11 protein-coding genes are annotated in these 17,864 nt (G+C 70.7%); 6 read left to right on the top strand and 5 right to left on the bottom strand.

Annotated elements, in window-relative coordinates; genetic code table 11:
• Positions 1-75: 75 nt before the first annotated feature.
• From drmD to ACWD5D_RS11250, 3 genes are all read right to left on the bottom strand, one after another.
• Complete coding sequence (gene drmD, locus ACWD5D_RS11260) at positions 76-1,413, bottom strand: DISARM system SNF2-like helicase DrmD (RefSeq protein WP_451372540.1); 1,338 nt, start codon at positions 1,411-1,413, stop codon at positions 76-78.
• 145 nt (positions 1,414-1,558) lie between these two features.
• A complete protein-coding gene (locus tag ACWD5D_RS11255; RefSeq protein WP_451372539.1) occupies positions 1,559-2,821 on the bottom strand; it encodes a protein kinase domain-containing protein in 1,263 nt (420 codons plus the stop codon).
• Between the two features lie 134 nt (positions 2,822-2,955).
• Positions 2,956-3,897: a serine/threonine-protein kinase gene (locus ACWD5D_RS11250; RefSeq protein WP_451372538.1), complete on the bottom strand. Its 942-nt coding sequence runs from the start codon at positions 3,895-3,897 to the stop codon at positions 2,956-2,958.
• 161 nt (positions 3,898-4,058) lie between these two features.
• On the opposite strand from ACWD5D_RS11250, the gene ACWD5D_RS11245 reads away from it, so the two are divergent.
• The gene (locus ACWD5D_RS11245; RefSeq protein ID WP_451372537.1) at positions 4,059-6,044 is read left to right on the top strand and encodes an N-6 DNA methylase; all 1,986 of its coding nucleotides are present in this window, start codon (positions 4,059-4,061) and stop codon (positions 6,042-6,044) included.
• Positions 6,045-6,244: 200 nt separating this feature from the next.
• Here the strand turns inward: ACWD5D_RS11245 and ACWD5D_RS11240 are convergent, their stop codons facing one another.
• Positions 6,245-8,551 carry a DUF2786 domain-containing protein gene (locus ACWD5D_RS11240; RefSeq protein ID WP_451372536.1) on the bottom strand — a complete coding sequence of 769 codons (2,307 nt, stop codon included), beginning with the start codon at positions 8,549-8,551 and terminating at the stop codon, positions 6,245-6,247.
• A gap of 306 nt (positions 8,552-8,857) precedes the next feature.
• Between ACWD5D_RS11240 and ACWD5D_RS11235 the strand changes: the two genes are divergently transcribed.
• Positions 8,858-9,658 (top strand): eCIS core domain-containing protein, encoded by an 801-nt coding sequence (locus tag ACWD5D_RS11235; protein WP_451372535.1) that lies wholly within the window; start codon positions 8,858-8,860, stop codon positions 9,656-9,658.
• A 113-nt stretch (positions 9,659-9,771) separates the two neighbouring features.
• Here ACWD5D_RS11235 and ACWD5D_RS11230 read toward each other — a convergent pair whose 3' ends face one another.
• Entirely contained in the window at positions 9,772-11,148 is a 1,377-nt protein-coding gene (locus ACWD5D_RS11230; RefSeq protein WP_451372534.1) for a COG1470 family protein, read from the bottom strand.
• 192 nt (positions 11,149-11,340) lie between these two features.
• Here ACWD5D_RS11230 and ACWD5D_RS11225 point away from each other — a divergent pair, with 192 nt between their 5' ends.
• The 4 genes from ACWD5D_RS11225 to ACWD5D_RS11210 all read left to right on the top strand — a co-directional run bounded on the left by ACWD5D_RS11225 (position 11,341) and on the right by ACWD5D_RS11210 (position 17,837).
• Positions 11,341-12,021, top strand: a complete 681-nt coding sequence (locus ACWD5D_RS11225) for a response regulator transcription factor (RefSeq protein ID WP_451372533.1) — start codon at positions 11,341-11,343, stop codon at positions 12,019-12,021.
• Between the two features lie 291 nt (positions 12,022-12,312).
• On the top strand, positions 12,313-15,018 hold the full coding sequence (locus tag ACWD5D_RS11220) for an HYR domain-containing protein (RefSeq protein ID WP_451372532.1): 2,706 nt from the start codon (positions 12,313-12,315) through the stop codon (positions 15,016-15,018).
• A 9-nt stretch (positions 15,019-15,027) separates the two neighbouring features.
• A complete protein-coding gene (locus ACWD5D_RS11215; protein WP_451372531.1) occupies positions 15,028-15,723 on the top strand; it encodes a DUF4255 domain-containing protein in 696 nt (231 codons plus the stop codon).
• Positions 15,720-17,837 carry an ATP-binding protein gene (locus ACWD5D_RS11210; protein WP_451372530.1) on the top strand — a complete coding sequence of 706 codons (2,118 nt, stop codon included), beginning with the start codon at positions 15,720-15,722 and terminating at the stop codon, positions 17,835-17,837. Before ACWD5D_RS11215 ends, ACWD5D_RS11210 begins: the two co-directional genes overlap by 4 nt.
• Positions 17,838-17,864 lie beyond the last annotated feature (27 nt).

Raw genomic sequence — 17,864 nt, 5'->3', positions numbered from 1 at the left:
GACACTCAGCCCACCCCTCGCTCCGACGAACAGAACGATCATGCCGACCCCAGCAAGCCGACGCCGCCCGTTTGCTCATTTTCCAACGGAGTCCTCCAGGTGGGAGAGGTAGACCTGGACGGTGTGGAGGAAGGCCGCCGGGGAGGAGAAGAGGCGCTTCTTCAGCAGCAGGGTCACCAGGTCGGCGGCGCGGCGCCCGCCACGGGCCTTCGGCGTCAGCTTCCGGCGGCGCAGCTCGGCGAACTCACCGAGCACCTGGTGGATCTCGCGCTCCTGCGGGGTGTAGTCGACGGGGAGTTCGAGGGTCTTGCGGGTACGGAAGCGGGGCGTGCCGTCGGCGTTGGTGACGCTGGACTTGAGGCGCCGTACGACGGTGTCCTTGAGGGCCTCCTTGTCGGGGTCGACGCCGCGGGCGAAGCGCTGGTCGTCGATGAGTTCCAGGAGCGCGGTGTACGACTCGGGGTAGCCGTTGTGCGGGGTGGCGGAGAGGAAGAGCCGGTGCTCGAAGTGCGGGACGAGGCGCCGGATCAGCTTGGTCTGCTGGGAGTCGACGGCGTACACCTGCTTGGGCGCGGCCGGCGCGACGTGGTGGGCCTCGTCGAGGACGAGCAGGTCGAAGAAACGCTTGTGCTCGCCGTCGGAGCTCTCCTCGGGGGCGCCGATGACCTCGTCGAGGAGGCGCTGGGCCTTCTGGCCGCGCAGCCAGGGCAGGGAGACGATGGTGAGCGGGTGGACGCGGAAGGGGTTCGCGGCCGTGCCGTGGGTGCGGCGCAGCCGGGCGCTGTGCTCGGAGTCTACGATCGTGAATTCCAGGCCGAACTTCTCGGCCATCTCGTCGCGCCACTTGAGGGTGAGTCCGGCCGGGCAGACGACCATGGTGCGGCGAGCACGTCCGCGGAGCAGCAACTCCTGGACGACGAGGCCGGCTTCGATGGTCTTGCCGAGGCCGACGTCGTCGGCGAGGAGGAGGTTGACGCGGGGAGCGCCGACCGCACGGGAGACCGGCTCCAGTTGGTACGGCTCGACGGCGACGCCCGAACGGAACGGCGCCTGGAGGGTTCTGGCGTCGGCGGAGGCGACGGCGGACCAGCGTACGGCGTCCAGGAACGCGGCCAGGCGGTTCGGGGAGTCGTAGGCACCGGTGGAGGCGTCGGGCAGGGAACCGGCGGGCAGCACGCGGCGGCCGGGCTCCACCTCCCAGATGACGGAGAGGGTGTCGCCGAAGCGGCCGTCGGCGACGGACTGGAGGTGGACCAGGGTGGCGCTGCGGCGGTCCTCTTCGCCGTCGCCGGCCGGCGACGCCTCGACGCGGGCGACGACCCAGGACTGGCCGCGCACCTCGACCAGTTTGCCTTCCTCGGGAAGCTGCTGCGCCCCCGTCCGTTCGGTCTCGCGCTGAACTGCAGGCGTCATGGGCGCTGTTCCCCTCGGTGTTTCCCGCAGCCGTCCCTAGACAGTGGTCTGTCTCCCCATCAGAACGCTGCGATCGGAGGGTAACAACACGACCCGTCAACTGTGAACACAGATTACAAAGTTGTGTTGCGTCGGGTGGCGCGCTTCAGCCGATGCGCCGGAGCCGGTCCAGCAGCGCGCGGGCCCGTCCGTGCCGTTGGTCGACGTCGGGCAGGGCCCGGTCCTCGTCGTCCGCCAGGCGCTTCAGCAGTTCCCTCGCCGCGTGGAGCTCGCCCGTGCGGGCCAACAGCACGGCGATCTCGTACCGGGTTTCCAGCACTCCGGGATCGTCCGGCCCAAGGAGGCTGCGCTGCTCGGCGAGAACCGACTTCAGTTCGTCCAGCGCCTCGCGAGTGCGGCCGAGGGCACCCACGGACAGGGCGTGTCCGGCCCGGGCGGCGAGTAGGTCCGCCCGTCCGAGCCCCTCACCGGCCAGGAGGTCGCCGTACTCCCCCAAGGCGCGGGCGGGTTGGCCCGAGCGGCGAAGGCGGTCGATCTCGGCCAGCCGGGGATGGGGGATCGCCGGTGTCGAGGGGTGTACCGGGGCGGGCGCCCAGGCGGCTGCACGTGTCGCCACCTCCGTCGCCGAGGCGGGTCGGCCCTCCGGCTTCTTCTCCAGGAGCGCCTCCACCAGTTCCCGCAGTCCGGATGGTATGCCTGAGCGGCGCTCGTCGATCGGCGGCACGGGCTCGTGCGCGTGCTGGTGGTAGAGCATGAACGGGCTTCCGGAGGCGAAGGGCGGGGCGCCGGTCAGCAGTTCGTAGAGCACGCAGCCCAGGGAGTACAAGTCGCTGGCGGGCACGGCCTGGCCCACGGCCTGCTCGGGAGCCATGTACACCACGGTGCCGGGGGTGGCGTTCGCCGCGGTGAAACGGGTCTCGCCGGGTTGCGGGTCCAGGGCGGCCGCGACGCCGAAGTCGAGGACCTTGATGTCGTCGTCGGGCGTGATCATCAGGTTCGACGGCTTGAGGTCACGGTGCACGACGTTCTGGGCATGGGCGTAGGCGAGCACCTCGGCCGTACGCCTGACGATGTCCGCGGCGCGCTCGACGGCGAGAGGGCCCTCGCCCTTGAGCACGGCGTCGAGGGCACGGCCGGGGATGAGGTCCATGACGAGATACAGCTCGCCTTCATGGCTGCCGTGGTCGTGGACAGCGGGGATGCCCGGATGGTTCAGGCGGCTGGTGAGGCGTGCCTCGCGGAGGAAGCGGCGCTCCAGTGAGGTGAAGTCCGCGTCGCCCGCGCGGGGAGCGACGAGCTTCACCGCGACCTCGCGGCCGTCGCCCCGGTCGTACGCCGCCCATACGACTCCCATGCCGCCCCGGCCCAGCTCTCGGGTGAGGTCGTACCGTCCAAGGCTTCGCCGCATCGCGCCCGTCCCCAGTCCCGGCGCCCGCGGCGCCCTTCGCTCCCCTGCGGCCGGGGCGCGGTCACGCACCCGGTCGGCGCGGTCATTTTCTCACTGCCGCGTGCGAGGTTCGGTCCTCGGACGACCGGGACTGCTCACACCGGGATCGGCCCTTGCGGAACCAGGAAGGGGCGACGGGGGTCCTCGGGGAGGCCGGGCCTGGTCGCCAACTCGGGGCAGGGAGCGGGCAGATAGGGGGCGAGGGCCTCGTACACCTCGGCCGCGCAGGACGGGCGGTCGTCCGGACGCTTGGCGAGCAGGGCGGTGACCAGCTCCCGCAGGCCGGCTGGAAGGGCGAGACCCGAGTCCGCCATCACGGGCGGCGGGGCGGTCAGGTGATGCGTGACGAGCAGCGCCGGCTGGTCGGTGAGGAAGGGGGTCTCGCCGGTGAGCATGTGGTGCAGCAGACAGCCCACGGCGTAGAGATCGCTGCGCCCGTCGAGACGGCCCTGCCCGGAGAGCAGTTCGGGCGAGGCGCACACGATGTTGCCGATGCTCTCACCGGTCATGGTCAGGCGCGGGTCGGTGTCGCTCAGGACCTTCACCAGTCCGAAGTCCAGGATCTTCACGACGCCGTCCCTGCGGACCATGATGTTCTGGGTCTTCAGGTCACGATGGACGAGACCGGCCGCGTGGGCGGCCGAGAGGCCGGCACAGAGTTGGGCCGCGACAGCGGCGACCGTGGGCACGTCGAAACGTCCATGCTCCTGTTGGTCGAAAAGGAACTCGAGGGTGGTGCCCTCGATCAGTTCCATCACCAGGCAGCACGTACCGTCCGTGATCGACGCGTCGAAGACGGTGGTCGTGTTCGGATGGCCGAGGCGCGCCGCCGCCTTCGCCTCCCTCTGGAAGCGCTGCAGCGCCTCTTCCCGGCTCCGGGGGGCGGCGAGCAGGTCCGCGGCGACGGTCTTCACGGCCACGGGCCGCTCCAGGCGCAGGTCACGCCCCTGCCACACCTGCCCCATCAGGCCACGGCCGAGCACCGAGGTCAGCTGATAACGGTCCAGGAGCACGGTTCCCGGCGTGAATCTCTGCATTTCTCCCGTCCTCCACACTTCCTGCACAGTGGTTGCGGATATTTCTACTGTGAACAAAGTCAATGAGCGTAGTAGCCTCTCACGCGAAGCCACCCACCACCCCACAGACCCGTACACCGCCCGCCCCGCATACAAACGCCCCAGCACCTCGGAGACTGCCGATGAGTACAACCGATTCCGTACCCGTCAGCCTCGCCGAGATCGCTCGGATCGCCGGCGTGGGGCGTGCCGCGGTGAGCAACTGGCGGCGACGTCACGACTCCTTCCCCACGCATATCGGTGGCACGGACGTCAGTCCCCAGTTCTCTCTGGCGGAGGTCGAGCAGTGGCTGAGAGACAACGGCAAGCTCGACACCATCGGTGGGCGTGAACTCCTGTGGCCCCGATTCGAGGCGCTGGGCAGCCGGGACGAGTCCGGCCTGGCCATCGCCGAAGCAGGCCGCCGCATGCGCTCTCCTCGCTCCCGTGCCTCACGGGTCGAACTCACAGCGGAAGCCGAGAAGCTGGCGGTCGAGGCGGCGAAGCTGGGACGGAGTGAGGGGGCCCGCGCGACATTCGAGTTCCTGCTCCAGCGGTGGCTCGAAACCCATGTGCGCCAGCTGAGCACCACACCGCCGCCGCTCGCCGCCCTGATGGCGCGGATCGCGCTCGGCGTCCGCATCGGTAGGCGCAACGAGGAACTCACCGTCCTCGACCCGGCCTGCGGCACGGGTCATCTGGCGGCGGCCGCGGTGCAGGAGTACACGGGGCCGGGCCTGACGGTGCTGGCGTGCGAGCGGGACCCGGCCCTCGCCGCGCTGGCCTCGGCGCGGCTGGCCTTCGTCACGGACGACCACGGCATCCGTGCGCAGATCGCCACGGCGGACGCGCTACGCGAGGACCCGTTCACCGGGATCCCGGCAGACATCGTCCTCTGCAATCCCCCGTTCAACGAACGTGACTGGGGCTACGAGGAACTCGCCACCGACCAGCGCTGGACACACGGCCTGCCTCCCCGTACCGAGCCGGAGCTGGCCTGGGTGCAGCACCTGCTCGCCCATCTCAAGCCCGGCGGAGCAGCCGCCGTCGTCCTGCCTCCGGCTGTTGCTTCACGCAAGGCCGGCCGGCGCATCCGAGGCTCGTTGCTGCGTACCGGCGCGCTCCGAGCAGTGGTCGCACTCCCGCCCGGCAGCGCCCAGCCGCACAGCGTCTCACTCCAGCTGTGGATCCTCAGAGCCGCTCCGGACGGCCCGGGTGCCGTTATGCCCGGCGAGGACGCGCTCCTTGTCGACGCGACGGGTTTCGCGAGGACCGGCACGCGTGAACCCGGCCCCAACTGGGACGCCCTGCAGGCCTTTGTCCTCTCCGCCCTGGAAGCCCTCGACCGCCCGAACGGGTATTTGCCGGACGGAGCCGTCCGTGTTCCACTCATCGAACTCCTGGATGACGAGGTCGATGTCACCCCAGGTCGCTATACGTCGGCGAGCAGCGAGCCGTCCGGCGTCGAACTCGCGGCGACCTGGAAGGAAGCGGAGAAGCTGCTGACCGACCTGGCCCGTCGAGCCCAGCGCCTGTCGGAACTGGGATTCGCCACCGACAGGCCGCAGACCACGGCCGGCGTGGGAGACCTCGTCAAGGCCGGTGCCCTGTCTCTGCGCGCGGGACAGCAGCCGTTGGACGGCGCGGCAGCGCCCGGCCATGCCTGCGTACCTCTCCTCAGCGTTGCCGATCTGCTGACAGACGGTGCTCCCAGCGGGCTCGTCCCGGCCGACTCGGCGCCCGCGATCGCCGAGAAGGGCGACGTGGTGGTCGCCGGTGTCGTGCGTGCGTTCAAGGCATGGGTGCACGAAGGGCCTCCGATGGCCCTGGGGTCTCAGCTCTACGCCCTGCGCGTGGACCCGACGAAACTGGACGCCCACTTCCTCGCCGGCTGCCTGCGGGCGCCCTCCAACGGACGCCAGGCAGGCACCCACGCCTCCAGTTCGTCACGCGTCGACATCCGGCGCTTGCAGGTACTCCAACTCCCTTTGGAGGAGCAGGCGGCGTACGCCGAGGCATTTCGCGACCTCAGGGCATTCGAGACACAACTCGTCCAGGCCGAGGGCATGGGCAGGGGGTTGGTGAGCGATGTGGTCGATCTCCTCGCGGCAGGCGGGCTGAACATCTGACGGAGCACTGGCGGGCCTTCGGCGGCTCCGGCCACGGTGCCGGAGTAACAGCGGCATGCCAGAGGATGTCCCAGTGCTCCAGGACGCACTGACGCTCGGACGGGTTCTCGTCGTGCGGAGGCCTCGCGGCAGTAGCGAGACGGTGCGAGCCGGGATCTCCCCGGCCCACGACGACGTCCCGCATCTGTCAACCTGTGAGCTCAGTGAATGAGCCGGGCAGCCTCGGCCTCCTCGTCGAAGGCCGGACCACCGATGTCGGCGTCCCGCCCGTCGGAGACCCCTTGCCAGTAGCCGGTGCCCTTGAACTTCGTCGGACGGGTCTTGTTCAGCTTCGGGTACTGGGCGGCGAGCCGCGCCTCTACCACCATCGTCCGGTCGGCGAGGACCAGAGCGACACTGCGGCCCCCCGTCCCATCCGCTTCGTTTCCCTCCTCGACGGCGGCGCTCGCGGTCCGCTGGGCGGCACCGATCCGCTCGGTCACCTCGCGGATGAAACCGAGCATCCAGGAACGCTTGTAGGCGCGGGCGTCCTCACCCGCAGGGCGGTGCAGACGGTCCGCGCGGTCCGCGCCCTCCAGCATCTGCAGGCGCAGGCTCGCGAACAGCACTTCGGTGGCCTGGATGTCGGCCTCGAAACCAAAGAGGTGGACGCGGTGACGGTTGTCCTTGCCGCCGGGGTACACCGACCGGCAGCGCATCTCGTAACCAATCCTGGCGAGCAGCCGACGTCCCTCCTTGACGTAGGGCGGGTGGAGATCGACGATCCGGTCCACCGGCCGCTCCGCCTCGGTCACGTCGTCGAGCACGGCTTGCTCGATGCCGTACTTGGCCATGAGCTCGTAGGCCTTGTCCAGGTAGACGCGGGCCTCGTCCTCGGTGGCTGCCGGGTTCTCCGCCTTGCGCAGCAGCGCCCTGACCTTGCCGAGCAGCGTCTCGGGCAGTCCGTCGCGCGCGGGCCGGGGGCCGGACCAGGGCGTGCCGGAGTCGGACGATGTACGGTCGTCGGCGCGTGTCCGGGCGTCCGCCCCTTCGTTCTCGTCCGTGCCGTCGTCGTCCTCCCGGGCAATCAGTTCCGCCAAATCCTCCGGGTCAGGGACCAGTTCCGCCAGCACCTCGAGGGCCCAGCGCCGCCAGGCGACGGTGTCGTCCCCACGGACCCGCGCCCGCACCGAGCGAAGACGCTGGAAGCTCCCGTCGGCGCTCCGCACCAGGAACTCCAGCCGCGCGTGGCCGAGTTGGGTGACCGCCAACAGCGCGCACACGTCGAAGGCGCTGTCCGGGACGTAGTCGATCACGATGCCGGGTTCGGGGTACCACTCCTCGTGCTCGTCCCCCGGGCCCCCGAAACCGAACAGGTCGGTCAGCAGGCTCTGGGTCGCCGCGCCGGTCCTGACCCGCACGACGGACGCCGACGGCTTCCCGGAGTAGGCCAGCGCTGCCGCCCGCTCCTCCCGAGAGGTGACCACGCGGTACCAGACGGGAACCGTGCCGAGCATGCCATGCCAGGTGGTCTCACCCAGGTCATGGCGCTCCCGCGCCTGCTGTTCGACGTCCGCGCCGAGCCGCTCGTCCCGCCAGGCATCCTCGCCGGGCTGTTCCTGCGCGTCGAGGAACGCGTCCAGGTAGTCGGCAGCGGAGCGCCGCGCACCGTGCTTGCTGTCACCGAGCAGGGTCCGCTCACACGCGGAGAGGGCGTCGATGACCGGCTGGAGTACGAGCGACATGTATCGCTTGACCGCTTCGGACAGCTCCGCGAGGAAGGCCCGGGTGGCCTCCGATCCCGTGGCCTGATGTCCGCGGCGCCACGCTTCGAGCTGTTCGACACGGGCCTGCTGCTCGGCCAGCCACACCAGGTGCCCCGCGCCCTGAAGGTGCTCCTCCCGCAGCAGCACCGCGTCCTGGACCACGGCGGCCGTGCCGGGCGCGTCCAGCACGGCTTGCGCCAGAAGCCGCAGCGGCTCCAGCTCTCCGACGAAGAACTCGGTGGGTGTGAGGAGTTGCCTGCCATGTCGGCGTGGCATCGACTCCGGATGGTCGATCTCACCGTTCCACGGGATCTCCGCCGACCAACGCGCCCGCCAACCCGCGAAGTCCGCGGCCGGGTCACCGGTTCGCGGCTGGGCCCGCCTCCACCGCCACAGCAGCATCTCCTCCCAGCCCTCGGCATTCCAGGACCACAGGGCCGGTTCGCCGCTCGCCGCGAGCCGGGACCGGAGTTCTCGTACCGCTCCCTCCAGATCGTGGAGGTGCCCCCCGGGGATCAGCCGCTCCAGCCAGCGGACGGTCTCTCCCACGGATTGGGCCCGAGCCTCGTCGGCCGCCACCCGCGCGACCGTCACCGCCGCGACCAGTGCCTGGTCGCCCAGATCGGTGGGAAGCAGTTTGTACAGCTGGGGGCCGGCGGTCTCCAGCACGGCTGCGAGGTCCCCGACCCTGATCTCCAGCCAGTCCGCTCGCCGCTGTCGGAACTCCTTCTCCGACAACTCGTCCGCACCGCTCACTGTCATGTGATCCCCTCCCGGATACGAAAGGACATCCTAGAAAGCCGGACCGTGGGCAAAGGAAGCCGGGCTGTCAGTGGCGGCCAGTACGCTGCAGGCAAGATCGGACCGGTGTGGACCGGTGTGTGCTGAGAGGGTGTCCCTGCTCTTCGAACGGCGCCCGCAGTACTGGTGACCGGAACGACAGGGGCGTTGCCCGAAAGGGCAGCCCTCGCTGCCTCTTCCCGGTACGGCCGGGCCTGGACGGGTCCCGGCACCGCCCGCGACGCTGGACGCTGAGGCGGACGTCCGGCATTCCGCGGGGAGCGGCAGATGCGTGCACACGATCAGGGACACGACCACGAGCACGACGAGTCCGTCAAGGCAGGCCGGGAGAGCCGCGACCAGGCGTCGGCGGAGCTTCCGCATCTGCTGAAGGCCGCCGCCACCGGGCGTACGGACGTGATCGGCCGCTCCGGGATGACCACCCTTCAGCGGACGGTCGGCAACGCGGCGGTCGGCGCGGCGCTCCAGCGGGAGGCCGAACCGGAACCGGAGCACCGCGAGCCGCGTTCCAGTGTCCACGGCGTGCTCTCGTCCGGCGGCGGTGAGCCCCTGGACACCGACACCCGCACGGACATGGAGGGCCGGCTCGGCGCCGACTTCTCCTCCGTACGCGTGCACACCGGGTCGGCGGCACACGAGTCCGCGAAGGAGATCGGCGCCCACGCCTACACGGTCGGCGACAACATCGTTTTCCAGAGGGACAGTTACGACTTCTCCTCGCACCAGGGACGTACCACGCTCGCCCATGAGCTCACCCATGTCATCCAGCAGCGCAGCGGCCCGGTGGACGGCACGGAGGCGCCGGGCGGGATCCGGGTGAGCGACCCCTCCGACCGCTTCGAGCAGGAGGCGTCGGCCAACGCCGAGCGCGCGCTGGCCGCTCCTGCCCCGGCGCCCGAGGTGGCATCCCCTCAGGCGGTACCGTCGCCCGCTCCCGCCGGCACCGCCCCGGTGCAGCGCCAGGCTGCCGACGAGGAGGAGGAACCGGCGGATGTGCAGGGGGCGTTCGTGCAGCGGACCGCGGAGGGCGGGACCGAGGAAGAGGAGGAGCCCGCGCCCGAGGCATGATCCTGCCGGTGCGGGCGTCCGAGCGCACGTCCGAGAGGCAGGGGATGACGATCCCCTGCCCCTTCCGGCCGGTATCGCGCGTCCCTTCCGGTGTTCCGCGGGCCCGAACCGGGTCAGCCGTCGGCCTTCGTGTTCACCGTCGTCTTGCCGCCGAGGAACAGGTACTCCGAGCACCGGGACGGCGCCGGGGCCCTGACCGGCTTGCCCACCTCCCGGCAGCTCACGGTGATGGTGACCCGGCCTCCCGACCGCACCTGGACGGGGGTGACGAAGTGGTAGTCGGAGTCGCGGAAGTTCTCCAGCGCCAGGTTGAGCAGTTGTCCGTCGTCGGTGGAGACGACCAGGGTGCCCGCGTCGCCCTGCGGATTCTGGACCACCATGTCGGTCAGCTCGAAGGTCTTGCCCTTCGGAACCGTGTACGCGGTCCGCCGGGTGGCGCCGCCGTCCACCGCGGACCGTACCTGCACCCGGGCGCTCGCCGGTACCGCGGGCCCGCCGGGCTCACCAGGCCCACCGGGCTCACCGGGCTTGGCGCTCCCGCTGGCGTGCGGGGACGGCGACGCGCCGCCGGAGCCGGAGCCGGAGCCGGAGCCGGCCGAGTTTCCGCTCCCGGCACCGCTGGACGCCCCCTGCCCCTGTCCGTTCTTGCCGCCGCCGTCCGGGGTGGCGTTCCCCTGCCGTGCCGCGGACGCGACGACCTGCGGGGTGACCGCCTCACGGGCGGCCGATCGCACGGTGGGCCGCAGCACCCCGTACCAGAGCCCCACCAACGCCGCCGCCACCAACACCGCCACGGCGAGGACACGGGGAAGCCAGCGGGGCAGGATGGCCTGCTGCTCGTAGGAGCCGTCCAGGACCACGGGCTCGTACGGGTCCTGCCCCTCCTGCACCCGGGGAGTCGCCGCCACCTGGAAGGGATGGGTGATCGGCGTGCCGCGCCACAGCCGCTTGGCAGGGCGCACGGTCAAGGTGGCGAACTTGGCCTGGCCGGGCGGAATCTCCACCTCGGCGGGATCGAAGGCGAGCCGCGATCGTTCGGTTGCTCCCCGGGCGCTCAGCGCGATCGTGACGGGCGTGTTGCCCCTGCTGTCCACGGCCAGTTTGTGCCGGCCGCGCCACGCGCCGTTCGAAGCGGGCGGCACCAGTTCCGAGGTGATCTCGGTGAACGGCCGTACCGTCACGCTCCGTTCGAGAATCACCGTCTCGCCGCCGTCGGTCGTCGGCACGACGCGCAGCCCGAGCGGTGTCTCGCCGGGCGCCACCCGCGAGGTGCGGGGCGGACGCAGCTTGACGGTGGCGCTGCCGGTCGAGCCCGGGTAGAGCGACAGGCTCTCCGGTTCCACCGTGGCCCAGTCGGCGCACGGCCCGACCACCTCGAACCGGCACTCCTCGACGACGTTCCCCGAGTTGAGCACCTGCACCGGAAGATCCGCTTCGCCGCCGGGCTCAACGGTGACGGAAGACTCGTCCAGGCTTGCCGAAACACTCATGTCGCGCACCGTATGGTCAGCCGCGACCCGTCAGGACCGGCCACTCAGGAACACTTTCGGGCAATCCCGATGCCCTGAGAGCCCTGAGCAATTACCTCGGTGAATCAAGGGCATTACTGTAGTCGGCCGGTAACGGGGGACCCACGTGGATGAATCGTGATGATTTCATGTTCGCGATCTTTTCATTTCTCCATGGCGTTCTCCTTCAGTTGCCCAAAAAAAAGGGGGAGCGACGTGTTGCAGACGAACGGAGAGCGCATCACAGTGGCGCTACGCGCCCAGGACCCGGTGTCGCAGGCCGGAGTGGCCAGCCAGCTACGCACCCGACCCGAAGTCAAGGTCGTCGAATGGGACGGGGAGGACGGGCCGCAGGTGGTGGTCGTCGTCCTCGACGTCATCGATGACGACGCGTTACGACTGTTACGCCAGATCCACCGGACCAGTACCGCGCGGGGGGTACTGGTCACCACCCACGTCGACGAACAGCAACTGGTCAACGCCGCCGAATGCGGTTTCCTCGGCGTCGTCCGGCGCTCCGAGGCCACGCCGGAACGCCTGGCGCAGGTGATCGGCTCCGTGGCCAAGGGTGAGGGCCGGGTGCCACCCGACCTGCTCGGAAGCCTGCTCGAACAGGTCGGGCGGCTCCAGGGACAGGTGCTCGCACCGCACGGGCTCAGCTTCACCGGTCTGTCGGCTCGCGAGATCGAGGTACTGCGACTGGTGGCCGAGGGGTACGACACCGCCGATATCGCCGTAAAGCTTTCCTACTCCGAACGCACGATCAAAAACATCCTGCACGCCGTCATGTCCCGTCTGAGTCTGCGCAACCGCTCGCACGCGGTGGCGTACGCCCTGCGCCAGGGGTTGATTTGAGGCATTGCAGGCGCAGATAGCGCGTGCAATGCCTCATGGGGCAGCCGGCTGTTCCCGAAAGGCTGGCTCGTACCCCGCTGCAGCGCGCGCCGGCGATCCGTGATGGTGGGAGACCAAACGCGCCGATCGCGAGAGTCCGGAGCCGACTGGGCCGGTCGGGAATCCTGAGTGGGGTGTTCAGTGCGTTCTGTCAGGGGATTGCGGCGCTTTCACCCACCTGCCGGTGCACGTCCTCATGGAGTCCGCATCGGTCTGCTGACCGCCGTACTGCTCCTGGTGATCGGCGGCGTCGTGAGTGCCGCCGACGGCGTTCCGGCAGTCGTCCCGGAGCCGACGGTGACCCCCGCCGTCGTGGACGAGCCGCTCGACCCGGGCGGCTCGCTCACGGTGGCCAAGCGGGTCCGCACGCCCGTGGTCCCGCCCCGGCCGGACGTCGTCCTGCTGGTGGACGGCACGGGCAGCATGCAGCCCACCATCGACAACGTCCAGGCGAACCTGAGCAGGATCACCGACCGGGTGCGCGAGGAGCAGCCCGACTCCCGCTTCGCGGTGGCCACGTTCGGGGATCAGCTGGTCGACGGAGACCGCGTCTTCACGGTGCTCCAGGAACTCACGGACGACCTGGGCGCCGTACAAAGAGGCGTCGATCAACTCACCGCCGACCGAGGTGACTACAGTCCGGGGCCCGCGGAGGACTGGATCAACGCCCTGTGGCAGATCGGCAACGGGGCAGGAGGCAAGACCGTGTTCCGGGACGGCGCGAGCCCCGTCGTGGTGCTCGTGGGCGACGCCTCCAGTCACGATCCCAGCAAGGGGCACACCCTCACCGACGCCGTCAACGCCCTGACGAACGTGGGGGTGCGGGTCATCGGCGTGGACGTGGCGACGGACCTCGGCGACGGACTGGACGGCAACGGGGACAACGGCAACGGCCCCGCGCAGAACCGGGAACCGACCCATGACCCCGACGAGGCGACCAAGGTCGTCCAGGCCACCGGCGGCAAGCTCTTCCAGAACATCGACGCGGACCAGGTCGCCGACACCGTCGCACAGGGGCTGACCAACCTGCCCACCACCGTCAGCCATCAGACGGTCAGCTGCGATCCCGCCCTCTCCGTCACCCTGAACCCCCCGAGCCAACGTGTGACGAGCGGAGAGACCGCCGCCTTCGACGAGACGATCACGGTGGCGGACGACGCCCCGCAGGGCATGACCCTGAGCTGCACCGTCCAGTTCCTGCTGGACGGCGAGCCGCCGAGCGGGCAGGCGCCCGTCGATGTGACGCCGGCCAGGGTGTTTCGCGGACAGAGGATCGCCCCCGGCAATGCCGCCGACGAGGCGGACGCCGCCCAGGGCGGCTCCGATGGCAGCGGCGGCAGCGACGGATCCGACGGCGGCGGCAGCGACGGATCGGCCGCCGGAACCATCGCCGGGGCCATCGGCGGCGTGGTCGGCGGCAGCGACGGCGGCCGGAACGGAGGCCTCGTCGGTGGGGCGGCCGGCGGGGTGACGAGCGGATCCGGCAGCTGCGGCGACGGCACCATCGCCGGGCCGGCGGCCGGCGGCGTCGGCGGAGCCGACGGCGGCCGGAGCGGAGAACTCGTCGCCGGAGTACTCGGCGGCGCCATCAGCGGCTCCTACGGCTGTGGGGACAGCGGCGGCAACAGCGGTACGACCAGTGGCACGTCCGAGGGCGGTGCGGCGGACAGTGGTTCTGTGGGCGGGGCGCTCGGCGGTCTGGTCGGTGGCACTGACGACGGCCGGAAGCCGGCCGTCATCGGCGGTGTGGTCGCCGGCGTCACCACGAGCGGTGGCACCGGGAGCGGCGGGACCACGGACGGTGGCAACGGGCGCGGCGGTACCACGAACGGTGGAACCATCGCCGGCTCCGACGGCGGAACCGGCGGTACCCAGAGCGGCGGTCAGATCGGAGGGGATCAGACCGGAGGCCGGGTCGGAGGGGACCAGACCGGAGGCCAGACCGGAGGCGACCGGACCGGCGGCCAGAACGGTGGTGACGGAGGTGGTGGCGGAGGTGGTGGCGATCCTGCCCCCGAGGACTACCAGGAGCACATCACCATCACCGTCAATGACGTGACCGCCCCCGTCGTCACGGTCGACGACCGCATCGTCGAAGCCACCGGCAGCAACGGCGCAGTCATCGACTTCTCCGCCACCGCCCAGGACGCGGTCGACGGCACCCTGCCGGTCACCTGCGACCCGGCCTCCGGCTCCCGCTTCCCCATCGGCACCACCACCGTCACCTGCACCGCCACCGACTCGTCCGGCAATACGGGCACCGACACGGCCACCTTCACGGTCGCCCCGGCTCCCGTACCGAACGAGGCGGACATCGCCGTCACGGCCGCGACCGCGTCCCCCGTCCCCAACTACACGGGCCCGACGACACGGGTCGGCTTCACCCTCACCAACGCGGGCCCGAAGACGGCCAAGAACGTCGTAGTCACAACCAGTTGGCCGCACGCCGGAAGCACCGGCAGGCGCACCCTGTCCGCCCTGTCGAACTGCACCCGGGCGAAGCCCTGCACCATCGCGCCCGGCGGACGCGTCACCGTCACACAGAGCGCCGTTTACAGCAGTGCCGTCAGCGGTGAGGTCCGCGCCTCGGTCACCGGCTCCCCACGCGACCCCCGGCGCGCGAACAACACCGACACGGCCCGCATCCGCATTCTCCAGCCGAAGCTGACCGTCACACCGCAGGTGGCCAGGACCGGCGATGTGGTGATCGCCCGCGGCAAGGACTTCCCGCCCGGCCGTACGGTCGCGCTCAGTTGGAACCCGGGCATCACGGCGGCGCAGTCGGCCGTACGGGTCGGCCGGGACGGCACCTTCGAGGCACAGGTGCTGGTGCTGCGCAAGGATCGACTCGGGCCGCGTACGCTCCGCGCCCAGGTGCCGGGCCTGGACCGGCTGACGAAACCGGTGCTGATCGTGCAGGGCAGCCTCCAGCCGCCCGACTTCGCGGGCCGGAGGTGAGGGCTGACGATGATCCACGAGGTCGACGAGGCGCTGCGCACGATGTTCCGGACGGACGCCCTGGCGGGCGGCCAGGTGACGGTGGTCTTCGACGCCCCGACCCGCGACTGGGCCGCCAAGGTCAACGCCCCCACCGTCAACCTGTACCTGTACGACATCCGTGAGGACATGCGCCGCCGCGAACGCGGTCTGCTCAACGAGTACGACGAACAGGGCACCATCGTGGCCCGGCGCCGCCCGCCGCGTTACTTCAAGCTGTCGTATCTCATCACCGCGTGGACCAGACGCCCCGAGGACGAACACCGCCTGCTCTCGTCGCTCCTGTCGTGTCTGTTGCGGTACGAGGCCCTGCCTCCCGACCAACTCACCGGCACACTGGGCGAGATCGGCGTCTCCGTCCCCATGTCGGTCGCCCTGCCGCCACCCGAGGACCGGTCGTTCGCCGACGTGTGGAGCGCCCTCGGCGGCGAACTCAAGCCCTCGCTCGACCTGGTGGTGAGCGTGCCGGTCACCGAGTCCCCGGTCTATCCGGCGGGCCCGCAGGTCGGAGAGGAGGGCGTACAGCTCGGCTTCGGCGAGCTGCCCCCGGACCCGTCGGCGCCCTCGGGCCCCACCCAGCGGACGCCCGGCGGCGCCAACCTGCCGGTGTACGGAGCCCGCCGGGGCGGCATCGCGTCGCGTGTGGCGGAAGAGGCCACGGAATGACGCTGCCCGCGAACCCTCGTGCCTCGTCGACAGACACAGACGCCTCCGACCCCAGCCTGCGCCACCTCCTCGACCGGGCGATCCTCGTCGAACAGCGCGTACGGCGGGCGGTACACGCCCGGCAGCTCACGGACCCAGCCCCGGACGACGCGTTCCGCGGCCTGTACCTGAGCGACGAGACGATCCACCGCCTCCTGGAACACGGCCGCCACCTCACGGTCACCGCCCCCGACGACACGGACGCGGCCTTCCTGGCCGAAGCGGAGTCACGCGCCGACGCAGCGGAAGCGGCAGGCCACCCCGTCCAACTACGCACCCTCGCCCGCGACTTCGGCCTCTCCGCCCTGGACACCGAGATCCTGCTGATCGCGCTCGTCCCGGACCTGGACGACCGTTTCGAGCAGTTCTACGGCTACCTGAACGACGACGTCACCCGCCGCCGCCCCACCACCGGCCTCGCCCTCGGCCTGTGCGGCCTGTCCGCGGCGGACGCGGGAGCCAGGTCACGCCTGTCCCCGCAGGCACCGCTCCGCGCCGGCGGCCTCCTGCTCGTAGAGGACCAGGACCGCCCCTTCCTCGCCCGCGCACTCCGCGTCCCCGACCGGGTCACGGCCCACCTTCTCGGCGACGACACCCCCGATCCACGCATCGTGGACCTACTCGTCCCCTGGCAGGACGTCCCCGGCGTCGGCGACCCGTCCGGACTCGCCCGTGCCCTCGCGAACGGGGTCCCACTCGCGTACCTCCGTGAGGAGCAGGGCGGCGCGGGGACGACGCTCGCCTCTTCCGCCTTAACCCACGCGGGCCACGGTGTCCTGGGCGTCGACCTCGACCGCCTGGCCCACGACCCGAACCCCGCCGAGGCGATACGCGTCCTCGCACGGGAGGCCCGACTCACCGCCTCGGGGTTGGTGTGCGCACCGCTCGACGCCCTGACCCGGGAACCGGACAAGACGGAGACGATCCGCCTGGTAACAGACGTTCCGGTCCCCGCAGTCCTGATCGGCAGGATGCCGTGGGACGCGGCATGGTCCTCCCGCCCACCCCTGCTCCTGCACGCCCCCCGCGTGGAACCGACGACAAGGGCCACCCTCTGGACGCAGGCGTACCCCACACCCATCCCCCCGGACCTGAACCTCACACACCTCCTCTCTCCCTTCCTCCTCGCCCCGGACCAGATCGCCAGAGCCGCCCAAGGTGCCTCCCAGGCAGCGATGCTGGACGGCGGCACCCTCCACCCGGACCACATCCGCGCCGGCGCCCGCTCGCAGAACGCGGCGGGCCTCGACCGCCTGGCGCGCCGCATAGAACCGGAGGTGACCTGGTCCGACCTCGTCCTCCCACCGGACACGCTCACCCAACTCCGCGAACTCACCGCCCGCGCCCGCCACCGCGACCGGGTCCTGGGCGAGTGGGGCATGCGTCCGGGCGGCGGCCGGGGCAGGGGCGTGAGCGCCCTGTTCGCGGGCGACTCGGGCACAGGCAAAACCATGTCCGCCGAGGTGATCGCCGCGGACCTGGGCCTGGACCTCTACACGGTCGACCTGGCCACGGTCATCGACAAATACGTGGGCGAGACGGAAAAGAACCTGGAACGGATCTTCTCCGAAGCGGCCGGCATCAACGGCGTACTGCTCTTCGACGAGGCCGACGCGATCTTCGGCAAGCGCTCGGAGGTCAAGGACGCCCATGACCGCTACGCGAACGTCGAGAGCGCCTACCTCCTCCAGCGCATGGAGACCTTCGACGGCCTGGCCATCCTGGCCACCAACCTCCGCGCCAACCTGGACGACGCCTTCACCCGCCGCCTGGACCTGGTCATCGACTTCCCCGTACCTGATCCGGCTCACCGCCGCGCCCTCTGGGACCGCTGCCTGGGCCCGGTCCTCCCCCGCACCACGGACCTGGACCTGGACTTCTGCGCGGACTCGTTCGAACTGTCGGGCGGCAACATCCGCTCGGTGGCGGTGACGGCGGCCTACCTGGCCGCCGAGTCGGGCAAGCCGGTGACAATGTCTGACCTGATCCACGCGGTACAACGCGAATACCAGAAACTGGGCCGCCTGACCCTGGCATCGGAGTTCGGCCCGTACATGTCGCTCCTCACGGACTGAGAGCTCCCCGGCGCCACCGACACGGAT

The sequence above is a fragment of the Streptomyces sp. NPDC002520 genome (genome assembly GCF_053595235.1).
Note: the sequence above shows the minus strand (reverse complement) of the source record. Positions and strands in the feature narration are given on the sequence as shown.

Coding starts and splice junctions, on each gene's coding strand:
- ACWD5D_RS11230 (WP_451372534.1), bottom strand. CDS start 11,148: ATGAGTGTTTCGGCAAGCCTGGACGAGTCTTCCGTCACCGTTGAGCCC.
- ACWD5D_RS11210 (WP_451372530.1), top strand. CDS start 15,720: ATGACGCTGCCCGCGAACCCTCGTGCCTCGTCGACAGACACAGACGCC.
- ACWD5D_RS11240 (WP_451372536.1), bottom strand. CDS start 8,551: ATGACAGTGAGCGGTGCGGACGAGTTGTCGGAGAAGGAGTTCCGACAG.
- ACWD5D_RS11255 (WP_451372539.1), bottom strand. CDS start 2,821: ATGCGGCGAAGCCTTGGACGGTACGACCTCACCCGAGAGCTGGGCCGG.
- drmD (WP_451372540.1), bottom strand. CDS start 1,413: ATGACGCCTGCAGTTCAGCGCGAGACCGAACGGACGGGGGCGCAGCAG.
- ACWD5D_RS11215 (WP_451372531.1), top strand. CDS start 15,028: ATGATCCACGAGGTCGACGAGGCGCTGCGCACGATGTTCCGGACGGAC.
- ACWD5D_RS11225 (WP_451372533.1), top strand. CDS start 11,341: ATGGCGTTCTCCTTCAGTTGCCCAAAAAAAAGGGGGAGCGACGTGTTG.
- ACWD5D_RS11245 (WP_451372537.1), top strand. CDS start 4,059: ATGAGTACAACCGATTCCGTACCCGTCAGCCTCGCCGAGATCGCTCGG.
- ACWD5D_RS11250 (WP_451372538.1), bottom strand. CDS start 3,897: ATGCAGAGATTCACGCCGGGAACCGTGCTCCTGGACCGTTATCAGCTG.
- ACWD5D_RS11235 (WP_451372535.1), top strand. CDS start 8,858: ATGCGTGCACACGATCAGGGACACGACCACGAGCACGACGAGTCCGTC.